At 74.7% G+C, this 14,757-nt stretch carries 17 protein-coding genes; 9 read left to right on the plus strand and 8 right to left on the minus strand.

Features of this window, described 5'->3' with window-relative positions; genetic code table 11:
• Together ACI78Q_RS23130 and ACI78Q_RS23135 are read left to right on the plus strand one after the other, a co-directional pair.
• Nucleotides 1–132, plus strand: a 132-nt coding sequence (locus ACI78Q_RS23130) for an integrase core domain-containing protein (RefSeq protein ID WP_456925838.1), incomplete at its 5' end; no start/stop codon positions are given.
• A 134-nt stretch (nt 133–266) separates the two neighbouring features.
• Nucleotides 267–575, plus strand: a complete 309-nt coding sequence (locus ACI78Q_RS23135; RefSeq protein ID WP_456925823.1) for a hypothetical protein — start codon at nt 267–269, stop codon at nt 573–575.
• Here the strand turns inward: ACI78Q_RS23135 and ACI78Q_RS23140 are convergent.
• Entirely contained in the window at nt 548–1,051 is a 504-nt protein-coding gene (locus ACI78Q_RS23140) for an ANTAR domain-containing response regulator (protein ID WP_456925824.1), read from the minus strand. The two genes, ACI78Q_RS23135 and ACI78Q_RS23140, sit on opposite strands and share 28 nt — an antisense overlap.
• Before the next feature lie 264 nt (nt 1,052–1,315).
• Between ACI78Q_RS23140 and ACI78Q_RS23145 the strand changes: the two genes are divergently transcribed.
• Both ACI78Q_RS23145 and ACI78Q_RS23150 read left to right on the plus strand, forming a co-directional pair.
• A complete protein-coding gene (locus ACI78Q_RS23145; RefSeq protein WP_456925825.1) occupies nt 1,316–1,966 on the plus strand; it encodes a chemotaxis protein CheB in 651 nt (216 codons plus the stop codon).
• A 73-nt stretch (nt 1,967–2,039) separates the two neighbouring features.
• Nucleotides 2,040–2,768, plus strand: a complete 729-nt coding sequence (locus ACI78Q_RS23150; RefSeq protein WP_456925826.1) for a Crp/Fnr family transcriptional regulator — start codon at nt 2,040–2,042, stop codon at nt 2,766–2,768.
• Between the two features lie 219 nt (nt 2,769–2,987).
• Here the strand turns inward: ACI78Q_RS23150 and ACI78Q_RS23155 are convergent, their stop codons facing one another.
• Nucleotides 2,988–3,869: a helix-turn-helix transcriptional regulator gene (locus ACI78Q_RS23155; RefSeq protein ID WP_456925827.1), complete on the minus strand. Its 882-nt coding sequence runs from the start codon at nt 3,867–3,869 to the stop codon at nt 2,988–2,990.
• 134 nt (nt 3,870–4,003) lie between these two features.
• Between ACI78Q_RS23155 and ACI78Q_RS23160 the strand changes: the two genes are divergently transcribed.
• The 3 genes from ACI78Q_RS23160 to ACI78Q_RS23170 all read left to right on the plus strand — a co-directional run bounded on the left by ACI78Q_RS23160 (nt 4,004) and on the right by ACI78Q_RS23170 (nt 6,232).
• On the plus strand, nt 4,004–5,026 hold the full coding sequence (locus ACI78Q_RS23160; RefSeq protein WP_456925828.1) for a zinc-dependent alcohol dehydrogenase family protein: 1,023 nt from the start codon (nt 4,004–4,006) through the stop codon (nt 5,024–5,026).
• A gap of 114 nt (nt 5,027–5,140) precedes the next feature.
• On the plus strand, nt 5,141–5,725 hold the full coding sequence (locus tag ACI78Q_RS23165; protein ID WP_456925829.1) for an HhH-GPD-type base excision DNA repair protein: 585 nt from the start codon (nt 5,141–5,143) through the stop codon (nt 5,723–5,725).
• A gap of 165 nt (nt 5,726–5,890) precedes the next feature.
• Nucleotides 5,891–6,232 (plus strand): DUF3099 domain-containing protein, encoded by a 342-nt coding sequence (locus tag ACI78Q_RS23170; protein WP_456925830.1) that lies wholly within the window; start codon nt 5,891–5,893, stop codon nt 6,230–6,232.
• A gap of 95 nt (nt 6,233–6,327) precedes the next feature.
• On the opposite strand, the gene ACI78Q_RS23175 is transcribed toward ACI78Q_RS23170, so the two are convergent.
• Entirely contained in the window at nt 6,328–7,203 is an 876-nt protein-coding gene (locus ACI78Q_RS23175) for a carbohydrate kinase family protein (protein ID WP_456925831.1), read from the minus strand.
• Nucleotides 7,204–7,210: 7 nt separating this feature from the next.
• Nucleotides 7,211–8,149: a pseudouridine-5'-phosphate glycosidase gene (locus ACI78Q_RS23180; protein WP_456925832.1), complete on the minus strand. Its 939-nt coding sequence runs from the start codon at nt 8,147–8,149 to the stop codon at nt 7,211–7,213.
• 96 nt (nt 8,150–8,245) lie between these two features.
• Here ACI78Q_RS23180 and ACI78Q_RS23185 point away from each other — a divergent pair, with 96 nt between their 5' ends.
• Entirely contained in the window at nt 8,246–8,476 is a 231-nt protein-coding gene (locus ACI78Q_RS23185; RefSeq protein WP_456925833.1) for a DUF3039 domain-containing protein, read from the plus strand.
• 1 nt (nt 8,477) lies between these two features.
• Here the strand turns inward: ACI78Q_RS23185 and ACI78Q_RS23190 are convergent, their stop codons facing one another.
• The 3 genes from ACI78Q_RS23190 to ACI78Q_RS23200 all read right to left on the minus strand — a co-directional run bounded on the left by ACI78Q_RS23190 (nt 8,478) and on the right by ACI78Q_RS23200 (nt 12,281).
• Nucleotides 8,478–9,545 (minus strand): YihY/virulence factor BrkB family protein, encoded by a 1,068-nt coding sequence (locus ACI78Q_RS23190; RefSeq protein ID WP_456925834.1) that lies wholly within the window; start codon nt 9,543–9,545, stop codon nt 8,478–8,480.
• 82 nt (nt 9,546–9,627) lie between these two features.
• Nucleotides 9,628–11,913 carry a VanW family protein gene (locus ACI78Q_RS23195; RefSeq protein WP_456925835.1) on the minus strand — a complete coding sequence of 762 codons (2,286 nt, stop codon included), beginning with the start codon at nt 11,911–11,913 and terminating at the stop codon, nt 9,628–9,630.
• 143 nt (nt 11,914–12,056) lie between these two features.
• Nucleotides 12,057–12,281: a DUF7455 domain-containing protein gene (locus tag ACI78Q_RS23200; RefSeq protein WP_097206314.1), complete on the minus strand. Its 225-nt coding sequence runs from the start codon at nt 12,279–12,281 to the stop codon at nt 12,057–12,059.
• Nucleotides 12,282–12,828: 547 nt separating this feature from the next.
• Here ACI78Q_RS23200 and ACI78Q_RS23205 point away from each other — a divergent pair.
• Nucleotides 12,829–14,250 (plus strand): acyl-CoA dehydrogenase family protein, encoded by a 1,422-nt coding sequence (locus tag ACI78Q_RS23205; protein ID WP_456925836.1) that lies wholly within the window; start codon nt 12,829–12,831, stop codon nt 14,248–14,250.
• A gap of 66 nt (nt 14,251–14,316) precedes the next feature.
• Here the strand turns inward: ACI78Q_RS23205 and ACI78Q_RS23210 are convergent.
• A partial coding sequence (locus ACI78Q_RS23210) for a sigma-70 domain-containing protein (RefSeq protein WP_456925837.1) occupies nt 14,317–14,757 on the minus strand: 441 nt, incomplete at its 5' end.

Below are 14,757 nucleotides of genomic sequence, written 5' to 3' on the forward strand. Positions count from 1 at the left end.
TCAGCCGAGCGAGCCGCAGCCTTGCCCGACTGGCTGCACACCTACAACCATCACCGCAGCCACACCGCACTCGGCGGACAACCCCCGATCACCCGGGTCGCCGTCAGCAACCGTGCTGGGCACTACACCTAGGCGATCTCCTCGGGGCTACGGAGACCCGCCCTGCTCACCACCCGCGCGCACCGGTCGAGTCTCCCCGTGACCGCCCGGCCGTGCGGGGCTGCCCGGCCCTGTCCCGCCGGGTGCGGCGCGGACAGACTGTGCGGATGGGCGCGCCCGGCGTCGGTGCGGAGCGGAGCCGTCGCGCGTTCGACCGGGCGGTGGCGCGGGAGCGCGACGCCATCGCACTGCACGAGCGAGCCGCCGTCCTGCACGAGGGAGTCGCGGACGTACTCGAGCGGGCCGCCGCACGGCAGGCGAGCGGGGCGCGGACAGGGGTGCTCCGGGAGCGGGCGGAGGCCGAGCGCCGCCTCGCCGGCACGGCGCGGGAACGCGCCCGGACCGTGCGGGCGCGCCTCACCGGCGAGGGCGTCGAGCCCGCGCGGGATCAGCCGCCGGCGGTCCTGGGCCGCTGACGCGCTGCGGCCGGGCGGTCCGGACTGCGCGTGACCGGCGGCGTGGCCGATGACGGGGACGGGACCTCGAGGGAGCCGGTGTAGACGACCTCCTCGGCGAGCCGAACGAGCTTGACGTTCCGTCGGCTGCTCTGCTTCCGCAGCAGGTCGAACGCCTGGTCCTCGGTCAGCCGGTGGCGCGCCATGAGGATGCCGATGGCCATGCCGATGCGCCGGTTGCTGGTCAGCGCGATCTGCAGGTGTGCGACCCGGCTCTCGGCCTCGGTCACCCTGCGGTGCAGTTCCGTCGGATCGCTCACCACCGGATGGCGCGCCCCGGCGGCGAGGCGCCAGCCCGCGGCACGGGCGCGCATCTGCTCCGCCTGCTGGCGCTGCGCGCGCGCCATCTCGCGCCGCACCCGGGCCCAGCCCTGCACGTCGTGCTCCGCGTGCCAGGTGGCCGCGGGTCGTGTCCTCTGCTCCAACTCGACCGTCATGGTGCGCGTGTCCGCTCTGCCGGCGGGGCCCCGGCGGCGCGTGGCTGGACCACCGGGCAGGTCTCGCTCTCCGCCGCGGACAGGCCGGAGGTGGAGGGCCGCGGTCCGGGCCTGCGCCCGGAGCACCGCGATCCGTGCTCACCACAGCGCACGGGCGACGGCGGTGCAAGTCCCGCGTCGCTCACCGGCGCGCCCTCGTGTGCGGATGGAGGTCGCGCCGCGCGCCTTGTGTCAGGTGGCTGACACAAGGGCTACCCTGGTCTCGTGACGGCCAGCGAGCTGCCGGCTCCGGCGGGACCCTTCGACGTCGTGGTCCTGGTCGGCTCCATGGGAGGGGTCAAGGCACTCGGCGTGGTCGTCTCCGGCCTGCCGGCCTCCTTCCCGACGCCGGTCGTGGTGGTGCAGCACCGCTCCGGGGCCGCACCCGACGTGCTCAGTGGTCTGCTGGGGGCACGGGCCGCCCTGCCCGTCCGGACGGCGACCCCCGGAGTCCTGCAGCGTGGGGTGACCGTGCTGCCTCCCGCCACGACCGCGGAACTGGACCAGGCCGGCCGGCTGTCGCTGCTGCCCAGTCCCGCGCTGGGCAGCGCCGACGGGCTGCTCGCCGCGGCGGCCGGCGCCTTCGGGCCGCGCGTGCTGGCGGTGGTGCTGACCGGGCGGCTGTCCGACGGTGCCGCCGGCGTCCGTGCGGTCAAGCGGGCCGGCGGCCGGGTGCTGGTGCAGGACCCGGCCGACGCCGTGGCGCCCGGCATGCCCAGCGCTGCGCTGGCCACCGGGTGTGTGGAGCACGCGCTGCCGCTGCGGTTGATCGCGCCGGCGCTGGTGGCGTACACGATGGCGCCAGGTGGCGCCGACATGCTCGCCGTCCCGGTACCGCCCTGGGCCCGCTACGGGTCGCCGCCGGTCCCGGCATGACCCCACCCCCACGGGGGTAGCCGGGAGGCGCCGCCCGGAGCCGTCGGAACAGCCACGAGGCGAGAGGTGCCCGATGTCCGACCCGACCGGCCTCGAGCCGGACCCCCAGCGCAACCTGTTGCTCCAGGCGCTGCCGGCGGGGGAGTACGACCGCCTGCTGGCGCTGCTGGAGCCGGTGTCCCTCGACGTCCGCGACCCGGTGTTCGACCGCGGCAAGCCCATCGAGCACGTGTACTTCCCGGTCGACGCCGTCTTCTCCCTGCTCGCCACCACCGACGGCGAGGCGGCCATCGAGGTGGCCACCATCGGCTACGAGGGCATGGCCGGCCTGCCGGCCTTCCTCGGCACCGCGGAGAGCCCCAACGACTGCTTCTGCCAGGTCGCCGGCAGCGCCGTGCGCCTCCCCACGGGCGAGATGCGCCGGTTCCTGGCCTCCGACGGAGCCCTGCACGACCTGCTGCACCGCTACACCCAGGCGACGATGGTGCAACTCGCACAGAGCGTCGCCTGCAACCGGCTGCACACCACCGAGGAGCGCTGCGCCCGCTGGCTGCTGCAGACCCGCGACCGCGTGGGCGCCGACGAGTTCCTCCTCACCCAGGAGTTCCTGGCCCAGATGCTCGGGGTGCGCCGGGGCACCGTCTCGTTGACCGCCGGCGTGCTGCAGCAGGCCGGGCTGATCCGCTACACCCGCGGGCGGATCACCGTGCTCGACGCCGAGCGCCTGCACGAGGCCGCCTGCGAGTGCTACGACATCGTGCACCGGGAGTTCCGGCGGACCGTCGGCGGGCCCGAGGCCTGACCGGCGCCCGGGTCGGGGCTCGATCAGTGGGTGCGGTCGCGGATCTCCAGCGGCACGCCGTCGGCCCTCGCCGGCTCCGGGGTGCCGACGTCCAGCCCACCCGGCGCTCCGACACCGAGCGCCGCATCCTCGCCGTCCACCGCAGCGGCCGGCTGGCCCACTGGCCGGGCGACACGGGCACGTGCGCGGACGGTGCACCGCCGGGGCGTCCGGACCCGGTCAGGTGGTGTCGGTCGCGGGGGCGGCCGGGGCCCTGTGGGTGGCCGCCCAGCTGGCCAGGAGCGTGAGGCCGTCCTCGGACGGGCTGCCGGGTTCGGCGGTGTAGACGGTCAGCGCCAGCTTCCCGTGGTCCGGGCTGGGCAGGTCCGGGGTGTGGTAGAGCAGCTCGAGGTGGCCGACGGCGGGGTGGCGGAACTGCTTGGCCCCGGCGTGGTGGATGCGCACGTCGTGTGCGGCCCAGCGGCTGCGGAACTCCTCGCTGACCGTGGACAGCTCCCCGACCAGCTCGCGCAGGTCCCTGTCGTGGGGGTCGCGGCCGGCCTCGGTGCGCAGCAGCGCGACGGTGGTGTTCCCCGCGCTCGCCCAGTCCTGGTGGTAGTCGCGCGCCCGCGGGTCGAGGAACTGGAAGCGCGCGAAGTTCGCCGGCCGCCTCGGGTCGTCGAACACCGGCGAGTGCAGCGCCCACCCCAGGGTGTTGGTCGCGAGGACGTCCAGCCGGCCGTTGGCGACGAAGGCGGCGGACCCGGTCATCGAGTCCAGCATCCACTGCACGCGCGGCTGGATCCGCGCCCGGCCGCGGCGCGGTGGGGTCCGGGTCGGCTTGGCGGCGCGGGCCAGGTTGAACAGGTGCAGACGCTCGGCCTCGTCCAGCTGGAGCGCCCGCGCGACGGCCTCCAGGACGTCCTCCGAGACCCCGGCGATGTGTCCCTTCTCCAGCCGCTCGTACCAGCCGGTGCTCACCCCGGCCAGCACGGCGACCTCCTCGCGGCGCAGCCCGGGCATCCGCCGCCGGCCCCCGCCGGGCAGCAGGCCGGCCTGCTCCGGGGTGATCCGGGCGCGGCGGCTGGCGAGGAAGTCGCGGATGTCGGAGCGGTTGTCCACGCGATCGACGCTACGACGGCCACGCGGGGCGAAAGGGGTGGAGCCGCTACCCCCACAGACCCGACTCCCCGCGCCCGCGCCCCGGGGGCGTTCCCTGGAGCGGACAGCCCGACCACACCCGAAGGAGCACCGCCTTGCGAGGAGCCGTCCTGCACGCCCCCGGCGACGTCCGCGTCGAGGACCGCCCGGACCCGACCATCGAGCAGCCGACCGACGCCATCATCCGGCTGGCCGCGACCTGCGTGTGCGGCTCGGACCTGTGGCCCTACCGCGGCGTTGAGCCGGTGAACGGCCCGTCCCCGATGGGCCACGAGTACGTCGGCGTCGTCGAGGAGGTCGGCAGCGAGGTCACCACCGTGCGGCCCGGCCAGTTCGTCGTCGGCTCGTTCTTCGCCTCCGACAACACCTGCGAGATCTGCCGGACCGGCTACCAGACCCACTGCGTCAACCGGCAGCCCGGCGCCGCCACCGGCGGGCAGGCCGAGTACACCCGGGTCCCGCTGGCCGACGGCACCCTCGTCGCCACCCCCGGGATGCCCGACGACGACCTGGTCCCGAGCCTGCTCGCCGCCTCCGACGTGCTCGGCACCGGCTGGTTCGCCGCGGTCGCCGCCGAGGTCGGGCCCGGCAGGACCGTCGCCGTCGTCGGCGACGGCGCGGTCGGCCTGCTCGGCGTCCTGGCGTCCCGGCAGCTCGGCGCCGAGCGCGTCATCGTCTTCAGCCGGCACGCGGACCGCCAGGAGCTGGCCCGCCAGTTCGGTGCCACCGACGTCGTGACCGAGCGCGGCGACGAGGGCGTCGCGCGCATCAAGGACCTGACCCACGGGCTCGGCGCGCACTCGGTGATCGAGGCCGTCGGCACCCAGGAGTCGATGATGCAGGCCATCCGTGCCACCCGCCCCGGCGGGCACGTCGGCTACGTCGGGGTCTCCCACGACGTCTCCCTGCCCGGCGAGGAGCTGTTCTTCTCCGGCGTCCACCTGCACGGCGGCCCCGCGCCGGTGCGCCGCTTCCTGCCCGACCTGATCAGCCTGATCTGCGACCGGACCATCGACCCGGGCAAGGTCTTCGACCTGGAACTGCCCCTCGACCAGGCCGCCGAGGGCTACCGGGCGATGGACGAGCGCCGTGCCATCAAGGCCCTGCTGCGCCCCTGACCGGACGACGAGGACGACGATGCAGATCACCCGCAGCTCGATCGACACGGTGGCGCGACTGACGACGGTGCTGCTCCCGGAACCTCTCGACGCAGGGTGCGGCAGGATCTCCCGGTGCCGATCATCCGCATCACCCAGGACGCCGCCGCCGACGACCTGCTCGGCCGGGACCCGCTCGCGCTGCTGCTCGGCATGCTGTTCGACCAGCAGTTCCCGATGGAGCGCGCCTTCTCCGGCCCGCGGCTGCTGGCCGAGCGGATGGGCGTCGCGACCCTCTCCGCCGCGGAGATCGCCGACGCCGACCCCGAGCAGATGACCGCCTGGTTCCAGGGCCCACCGGCGATCCACCGGTACCCGGGGTCGATGGCCGGCCGCGCCCAGGCGGTCTGCCGGCTGGTCGTCGAGCGCTACGACGGCCGCGCCGAGGCGCTGTGGGCCGACGCCCCCGACGGCGCCACCCTGCTCGAGCGGGTCGGCCGGCTGCCCGGGTTCGGCGCGCAGAAGGCGAAGATCTTCGTCGCGCTGCTGGGCAAGCAGTACGGCGTCACCCCGCCGGACTGGCGGGAGGCCGCGGGCGAGTACGGCGAGGAGGGCTCCCGCCGGTCGGTCGCCGACATCACCGGCCCCGAGTCCCTGGCCGAGGTGCGGGCGTTCAAGCAGGCGCAGAAGCAGGCCGCGAAGGCCGCCGCGAACGGCTGAGAACCGGCGCGCCGGGGCGTCTGCACCCGCCCCGATCCGGTGGCACGATGGGCGGCGCACCCGGGCTGTGCAGGGGACCCGTCGCCGTCGGGACGCCGGGCGCCGTGGCCCGGGAAGGATTCTGCCGAGGGCCGCTGCCCGCGGTCGGCAGAGGGAAGGACATCCGTGGCCTCGAGCCAGCAGCCCGCGCGTCCCCACCGGTCGCAACCGGTCCTCATCACCGAGGCCCAGCCCAGCCGTGCCGAGCTGCACGCGGCGCGGAAGAAGCGCTACGTGCTGACGATGGCCGTCCGCGCGGTCGCCCTGATCCTGGCCGCGGTCTTCTACCAGACGCTGTGGCTGGCGCTGATCTTCGCGCTCCTGGGCACCGTCCTCCCGTGGATCGCGGTCATGATGGCCAACGACGAGCCGCCGAAGAAGAAGCTCGACGTCAACCGCTACACCGCACCCCGGCCCGACCGGATCCTGGAGAACCCCGACCGCCCCGGCCGGGTCATCGAGCACTGAAGCCTGCTCCCCACCGGGGGAGGACCCCGTCCTCCCCACCGCTCGCAGGCTCGCTGCGAGCCCCCGGCAGGGGCCGCGGGCCCCTGCCGGGGGCCTCAGCGCGCTCCTGGTCCGGCGACGACCGCCGCCGCCCGCGCCAGACCCGCCGCCAGCGCCCGCGCGGGATCGCCGGCCGGATCGGCCAGCCAGACCGACAGCAGCCCCGCCGCGAACGCGTCGCCCGCGCCGGTGGTGTCCACGACCGGCCCCGGGTGCGCCGGGCGGTGCACGAGCGTGTCGCCGGAGGCCCACAGCGCGCCCTCGGCGCCCAGCGTCACCACCGCGACCCGGTGCCGGGCGGCGAGGGCGCGGGCCGCGCCGGCGGCGTCCCGGCACCCGGTGAGCAGCCGCGCCTCCTCCTCGTTCGGCAGCACCAGCGTGGCCGCCGCGGTGTCGGCCAGCCACCGGTCCACGCCGTACCGGGCGAGCGGGCCGGTCGAGGCCGGGTCGAGCGACACGGTGCAGCCGGCGGCGGCCGCCGCGGCCAGGGCGGCGAGTCCGGCGGCCCGGGGGCGCGGGTCGAGCAGCGTGTAGCCGGACAGGTGCAGGTGCCCGCCGGCCCGCAACGGTGGGACGTCGCCGGGCTGCAGGGCCAGGTTGGCGCCGCGGTCGGCCAGCATGCTGCGCTGCCCGTCCGGCTCCACCAGGCTGACGACCGTGCCGGTCGCGGCGTCCGGCACCGACCGCACGGCCGCAGTCACCCCCGCGGCGACGAGGTCCGCGACCAGCCCGGCGCCGGCCGCGTCGTCACCGGTGCAGCCGGCGAACACCACCGGGACGCCGAGCGCCGCCAGGTGGACGGCGACGTTGGCCCCGGCGCCGCCGCCACGGGTGGTGATGCGCGCCGGGCGGTCCGACGCCGGAGCCGCCTCGCCGTCGAGCACCACCACCACGTCGGTGGCGAGGTCCCCGACGACGACGACCGGGAGCACGCCGGCCTCAGCGGGGGAGCGCGGCGAGGGCGGCGGCGATCCGGCCGGCCAGCTCCGCGTTGCGCAGCACCAGGCGCACGTTGACCGCGAGGGTGGCGCCCGCGCTGGCCCGGTGCAGGTGGTCGAGGACGAACGGGGTGACGGCCTTGCCGCGCACGCCGGCCTCCTCCGCCGCGGCCAGCGCGTCCTTGATGACCCGGTCGTGCAGGTCGGGGTCGAGCTGCTCGCCGGCCGGCAGCGGGTTGGCGACGACCACCGCGCCCGGCGCGAGCTCCCGGCGGGCGGCGAACACCGCGGCGGCCTGCTCGGCGTCGTCCACGGACCAGTCGACCGTCGAGCCGGAGTCGGCGACGTAGAAGCCGGGGAAGGTCGTCGTCCGGTAGCCGACGACGGTGACCGACAGCGACTCCAGCCGTTCCAGCGTGGCCGGGACGTCGAGGATCGACTTCACCCCGGCGCAGACCACGACCAGGGAGGTGCGGGCCAGGGCCACGAGGTCGGCGGACTCGTCGAAGGTGTCGGTGGACTGCCGGTGCACCCCGCCGAGGCCGCCGGTGGCGAACACCCCGATCCCGGCCCGGGCGGCCAGCAGCGCGGTGCTGGACACGGTGGTCGCACCACTCCGGCGCAGCGCCGCGGCGACCGGCAGGTCCCGGACGCCCAGCTTGGCGAGGTCGGCGTCGGCGCAGACGCGGTCCACCTGGTCGGCCGTCAGCCCCACGTGCGGCACACCGTCGAGGACGGCGATCGTCGCGGGCACCGCACCACCGGCGCGGACGGCGGCCTCCACCTCGTCGGCGGCGGCCCGGTTGTCCGGCCGGGGCAGCCCGTGGGCCAGCAGCGTGCTCTCCAGCGCGACGACCGGCCGGCCGGCGGCGAGCGCCTCGGCCACCTCGGGGGAGACGGTCGACGGCGGGACGGCGGACGGCGGGGCGGCGGCGGGCACCCTGACATCATGGTGGGCAGGGCGGTCGAACCGGTCCCGCCACCCGGCGGCCCGGGGACGCCCCGTCAGCCGTCCCGTGACCTGAGGGAGCACCGCGTGAGCAACACCGACCTCCTCGAGAAGCCCGACGTCCGCGAGGGCGACACCGGCAACGCCAACGAGGTCTTCCACTACGTCCGCAAGAACAAGATCGCCGAGAGCGCGGTCATGGGCACGATGGTCGAGGCCCTGTGCGGCGAGGTCTTCCCGGTGACGAAGAGCCCGAAGCCCGGCAGCCCGGTGTGCCCGGCCTGCAAGGAGATCTACGAGCAGCTCCGCAAGGACTGAGTCACAACAGGTCCAGGCGCCGGGCGCGCTCGAGCTTGGCGGCCCGGCGCTCCTGGCGGCGCTTCTGGTGCCGGCGCAGCGGCGCCGGCCAGCGGGCCTGGACGGTGGCGTTGAGCTCGGCGCCCAGCAGCACCGCCATGCCGAAGAGGAAGCAGAACAGCAGCGCCGCGATCGGCGTGGCCAGCGCGCCGTAGGGCAGCGTCGCGGTGAGGATGTCGGCCACGTAGGCCCGCAGCAGCAGCGCGGCCACGAGGAAGAACGCGACCGCCAGCAGGGTCCCCGGCAGGTGCCGCCGCCACGGCAGCCGGCGGGGCAGGACGACGTGGTAGAAGCTGGTCAGCGCCAGGACCAGGCCGACCAGCACCACCGGCCAGTAGACGGCGTTGACCAGCACGGTCGCCGTCCCACGCCAGTCCAGGGGCAGCAGCGACACCAGCACCGCGCGGCCCAGCACCAGCAGCGGCAGGGTGAGCACCGCCATCACCATGCCGACGACGAACAGCCACAGGGCCTTGAGCCGGGTGCGGATCGGGCCCCGCACGTCCCGCTGGTCGTAGGCGATCACGATCGTGTTCATGAACGTCGCGGTCGCCGAGGAGCCGGCCCACAGCGACAGCACGAAGCCGACGCTCACCAGGTCCAGCCGGCCGGAGCCGAGGATGTCGGCCAGGGTGGGCCGCACCAGGGAGTCGACGACGTCGGGGGTGAGCACCTCGGCGGAGGCGGTGAGCAGTTGGTCCTCGATCTGCGCCACGGACCGCTGACCGATGAAGCTGCCGAGGTAACCCAGCGAGCCCAGCAGCCCGATGAGCAGGGGCGGGACCGAGAGGATCTGCCAGAACGCGGCCTCCGCCGACAGACCCAGGATGCGGTCCTGCCAGGCCTTGGCGATGGTGCGGCCGAGCACCTGCAGCGGCACCCGGACCGGCGCCGGCCACCGGGCCAGCCGTTCCCGCCGGGGGAGCGCCGTCGAGGGGAGGACCGGCGCCGCGACGCCGGGAGCACCGGCGGAACCGTCCGGGCCGCTCCCCGCGGGGGCCGGTGACCCCCCGGGCAGGACGGTGCTCACCGGCCCAGTGTGCACGTCAGGGCTCCGGCGGGGGTCCGGGTGCGGCCGGTCGGCGCGGTTCCCCGCCCGATCGGGCGAGCGGTCAGGCCGCCGTCCGCCGGGGAGGGCGGCGGCCGCCCGGGGCCGGCGCGGACGCCGGCGCGGTGCCCTCGGGGGCGGGGGCGTCGGAGGCCGGGGCGGTGGGGACGCAGCGGATCACCGGCTCGGCGGCGTACCGGGTGCGGAAGTCCTCGCGGCGGATCTCCGCGCCGCTCTGCGGGTCCTTGAACACGCGGGTGACGGTGATGTCGAAGCCGGTCGAGCCGCCCTGGGGGCTGCAGCTGCCGTCGTCGGGCTTCTCCTGCACCACCGGCTGGCGCTGGTTGAACCGGTTGCTGCTGATCGACTCGATGTCGTAGCGCTTGGTCCCGTAGAAGGTGACCGTCAGCGAGCTCGGCGTCCACTGGGTGTCGATGTAGACGCCGGTGTCGGCGTCGTTGCGGAACTTCAGGTCGATCGAGTCGTAGTAGACCGTCGCCTCGCGGCCGGCCGGGTAGCGGCTGATGTAGTAGCTGTGCGGCTTGTGGTAGACGTCCTCGAGCCCGGCGAAGAAGACGGCGTTGAACAGCGTCGTGGCGACCTGGCTCATGCCGCCGCCGACGGCGGTCGTGAACTCGCCGTTGTTGATGACGCCGGCCTCGACGTAGCCCTGGGCGGTGCCGCGCGGGCCGGTGTGGCCGTTGAGGCTGAACGTCTCACCCGGCCGGACGATGGCGCCGTCGATCTCCGCGGCGCCCACGCGGATGTTCGTGCCACTGGCCGCGCTGGTGAAGTTCGTGGTGAAGGTGCTGATCTCCTCGCGGATGCCCAGCGCCTCGGCGTCGGCGGTGCTGAACTCGGCCTCGACCGGGCCGAGCTGCGCGGTCACGGTGCGCGGCGCGGGCTGCGGGAGCACCTCGAGCAGCTGCCCGGAGAGCGCGGCGGGGTCGACCCCCGTGCCGTCCACCGAGGGGACGACGGTCACCGCACCGCCGGACAGCTCGAACCGGGCGTCCTCGGCGGGCGTGCCGAACTCGGCGAAGTCGTCGCCCATCGCCTCCTGGAGTCGGGCGGGGTCGACGGCGACGGCGAGCTCGCCGCTGTCCTGCGGCGTGAAGGTGAGCGAGGCGGCGATCGCGGTCGGCGGGATCTCGACCGACGTCGCGCCGTCCGAGCTGCCGACGGTGACCGGCGCGGCCAGGCCCGGGGTGACGGTCGCGTCGAGCACCCGCTGGGCCTCGGCGGCGTCCACGGTGACCTCGGTGACGTCGACCGGCAGCTCGATCGGGGTGCTCGGGTCGCCGCCCGCGGCCAGGAAGTCGGTCACCGCCGCCGCGGCGCCCTCGCGGTCCAGCGTGCGGCCGTCCTGCGGGTCGACGACGCGGGGGGTCGTCCCCTCGATCGCGATGGTGGCGTCGACCGGTGCGCGGTCGACCTGCTCGGCGATCGCGTCGATCTGCGCGGCCAGCGCGGTCTCCTCGCCGGTCATCACCGGCGCGACCGCACGCTCGCCGAACAGCGACACGAGCCGCGTCCAGGGGTTCAGCGGCTGGTCGCCCGCGGCGTCCACGGTGCCGTCGACGTCCAGGGTGATGCCCGCGGTGGCGGGGGAGAGGGTCGCCTCCACGTCGTCGGCCACGACCACGTGGTCGGCGGTCACCCGCGGGGCGAGCTCGGCCTCGAGCCGCTCACCGGCGGCGGCGGTGGAGAGCCCGCCGATGTCCACGCCTGCGACCACCGTGTTGCGGGGCACGTCGCCGCCGGAGACGGCGACGTCGATGCCGTAGGCGGCCGCGAGGAGCCCCACGGCGGCGACGGGGGTGACCACGGCCGGACGGCGCCACCACGGCCGGCGCGGTGCGGCGTCGCCGGCCGGCGGCTCGCTCCCGTCGCCGGGGCCGTCGGCCGCGGCGCTCCCCGTGGTCGCGGCGTCCCGCGGGTCGTCCGCGGCGCTCTCCGTGGTCGCGGCGTCCCGCAGGTCGTCCGCGGCGCTCTCCGTGGTCGCGGCGTCCCGCAGGTCGTCCGCGGCGCCGGCGGGGGACTCCGCGGTGGAGGGCAGGACGCCGGTCGCCGCGGCCTCGTCGGCCGCGGCCGGGGGCGGGAGCTGCCCGGGGGCCTCGCCGGGGGCGAAGCGGATGTCCTGGGTCTCGCCGTCCTCGACGGGCACCGCAGCGGCGGCCGGTGCGACGGCGGGGGTGTCGGTGGCCGGGGCGGGACCGGCGGCCGGAGGACGGGTGGCGGTCTCCGGGCCCACGGGGCCGCGGTCGCGCGGCACCGGGCGGGTGTCGTCGGAGAAGACCTCGGGTTCGATCCGGGCGGTCTCGTCCTGCGGGGTGGGGGACTGTGGCATCGGGGGATCTCCGGGTCGCCGTCGACCGGGGGATCCCGGGAACGACGGAGCCGCCGGCGCCCCGTCCGCCTCAGGCGGATCCGGGACGCCGGCGGCGGCGTCGGGTGAGGGGTTCATCGCTGTCGGCGACGATAACCCTTCGGTCAGGAGGTGATGCGCTGCTCGCCGTCGGTGTCGATGATGTCGACGGCGATGTCGCGCAGCTTGCCCTCGTACTCACGGGCGTGGTGCCCGCAGAACACGAGGTCGCTGCCGCTGGCGAGGACGACGCGCACCTTGGCCAGCGCACCACAGCGGTCACAGTGGAAGGGGACGACCAGGTCGTCGGCGGGCGGGGTCGTCGTCAGCGTCTGGGTCATCTGGGTCATCACTCGCTCTCTACCGCACGGACCCGCGGCTGCGGATCGGCCTCCTGCACAGCGCCAGGATGACCCCCTCTGTTCCCGATCCTGCCGATCCAACGGTCGGACGCGCCGAGGGCGGTGTGTCCGGGGTCGAAGCGGATGGGGCGGGTCAGCAGGGACGTCACTGGGTGGTGCAGGTCTGTCGTCGTGGTGCTCGTAGTCGTCAGTTCCGTGCGCCGGTCGTCGTCCGGCTTGGTGGGTCCGCTGCTGTCTTGACGTCCCTCACGCTACGCCGCTTACCCGGACAGCGACGGCTCACACCGCCCCACCGGCTCATCGGGGTGAGATCGTGACCGTCCCGAGACGTGGCCGTCACCGGCGGCCGCCGGGCGCAACACGCCTGGAACGACCCGCCAGGACCGTCGGCGCCAGGTGGAGGCGTTGGTCCCTACTCGGTGGACGCCTCGGCCCGAGAGTGTGATGAACGACACGGTCCGTAACCCGTACCGGCCCCGTGTCACCGGTCCGCCCTCACGGCCGACCGGAGTCCCGTCTCGTGAGGAGGGTCGGCATGTCCATCGACTTCGCGCCGTCGAGCGGCATCAACTTCACGCCCAGTGGGGACCAGAAGAAGGTCCAGCTGGCGGCCCGCGACTTCGCGGAGAACGTGCTGGCGCCGATCGTCCGCGACGCGGACCGGGAACCGGACCCTCTGAAGGCCTTCCAGATGACCAAGCCGGCCTACGTCGAGGCCTACAAGCGGGGCATCGCCTTCGGGATGTTGCCGAAGGAGTACGGCGGGGGCGGGTTGACCAACGTGGAGCTCATCCTGGTCGCGGAGGAGTTGTGCGCCGTCGACCCCGGGTTCGCCTGCACGGTGCTGGTCAACGGTCTGGCGCTGATGCCGGTCTGGTACTGGGGGACCGAGGAGCAGAAGCGGCGGGTCATCGGGGCCGCCACCTCGGACCCGTCGGGGGAGTTCATCGCCGGCTACGCCGCCAGCGAGCCCCCGGGGACACCCGGCGGCACCGCGAACTTCGACACGCCGCTGCCCCATCCCGTGGGCATCGGGGTGACCGCCCGCCGGGACGGCGACTCCTACGTGCTCAACGGGCGCAAGTACTGGCCCTGCAACGTGGCGGGGTGGGACGGCGAGGGTGCGAACGTCAACCTGGTCGTCGTCCGCACGGACCCGGACAAGGGGGGCACGGAGGGCCTGTCGGCGATCCTGGTCGAGCGCGGGACCCCCGGCGTGACCTACTCCCTCATCGACACCTTCGGGCACCGCCTCACGCCCAACGCGGAGATCGTCTTCGAGGACGCCCGGGTGCCGGCCGACAACCTCGTGCAGGGGACGCTCGGGAACGGCGACCTGCTCATCAACCGCAACTTCGCCTGGTCCGGGCCGGTCGCCGGGATCGCGGCCGTCGGCGTCGCCCGCGCCGCGTACGAGGCCGCCCTGACGTGGGCCAAGACCTACACCGCCGGCAGCCCGCACCCGATGATCCAGTTCCAGAACGTGGGCTACGTGCTGGGCGACGTCGCCGCGCGCATCGAGGCCTGTCGCTACTTCTGCTGGAAGGCGGCGCACTACATCGACGAGCACGACTACCACGGCGAACTGATCGGGGCGCTGAACAAGACCTACTGCACCGAGACGCTCCTGGACAGCGTCTACAAGTGCATGCAGGTGGTCGGGGTCAACAGCGCGGACAAGAAGCACGCGTTCGAGAAGTACCTGCGGGAGGCCGCCATCTTCCCGATCTACGACGGTGGCAACTTCGGGATGCAGCGGCGCCGGGTCCACGGCGTGCTGGCCAGTCCGGACTTCAACCCCCGCGCCCTGATGGACAACGAGAACGTCGAGTTCACCAAGGGCATGGAGACCATCGACACCATCCAGCAGACCGACACCGGCAGGCCGCCGGCCGCGCCCACCCCGCGGCGGGCGCAGGACGAGGGCATCACCACGGCCCAGCACCCCGTCGCCTAGGGGCCCGGGACGACGGAGGCCCCCCGAGCGTCTCCGCTCGGGGGGCCTCCGTCGTCGCGCCCGGACCTAGTCGAGGTAGTCGCGCAGCACCTGCGACCGGCTCGGGTGGCGCAGCTTCGACATCGTCTTGGACTCGATCTGCCGGATCCGCTCGCGGGTCACGCCGTAGACCTGGCCGATCTCGTCGAGGGTGCGCGGCTGGCCGTCGGTGAGGCCGAACCGCAGCCGGACGACGCCGGCCTCCCGCTCCGACAGCGTCTGCAGGACGCTGGTCAGCTGGTCCTGCATGAGCGTGAAGCTCACGGCGTCGACGGCGACCACGGCCTCGGAGTCCTCGATGAAGTCACCGAGCTGGCTGTCGCCCTCGTCGCCGATGGTCTGGTCGAGGCTGATGGGCTCCCGGGCGTACTGCTGGATCTCCAGCACCTTGTCCGGGGTGATGTCCATCTCCTTGGCCAGCTCCTCCGGGGTCGGCTCGCGCCCGAGGTCCTGGAGCAGCTCGCGCTG

It is taken from the genome of Geodermatophilus sp. SYSU D00705, assembly GCF_054050135.1.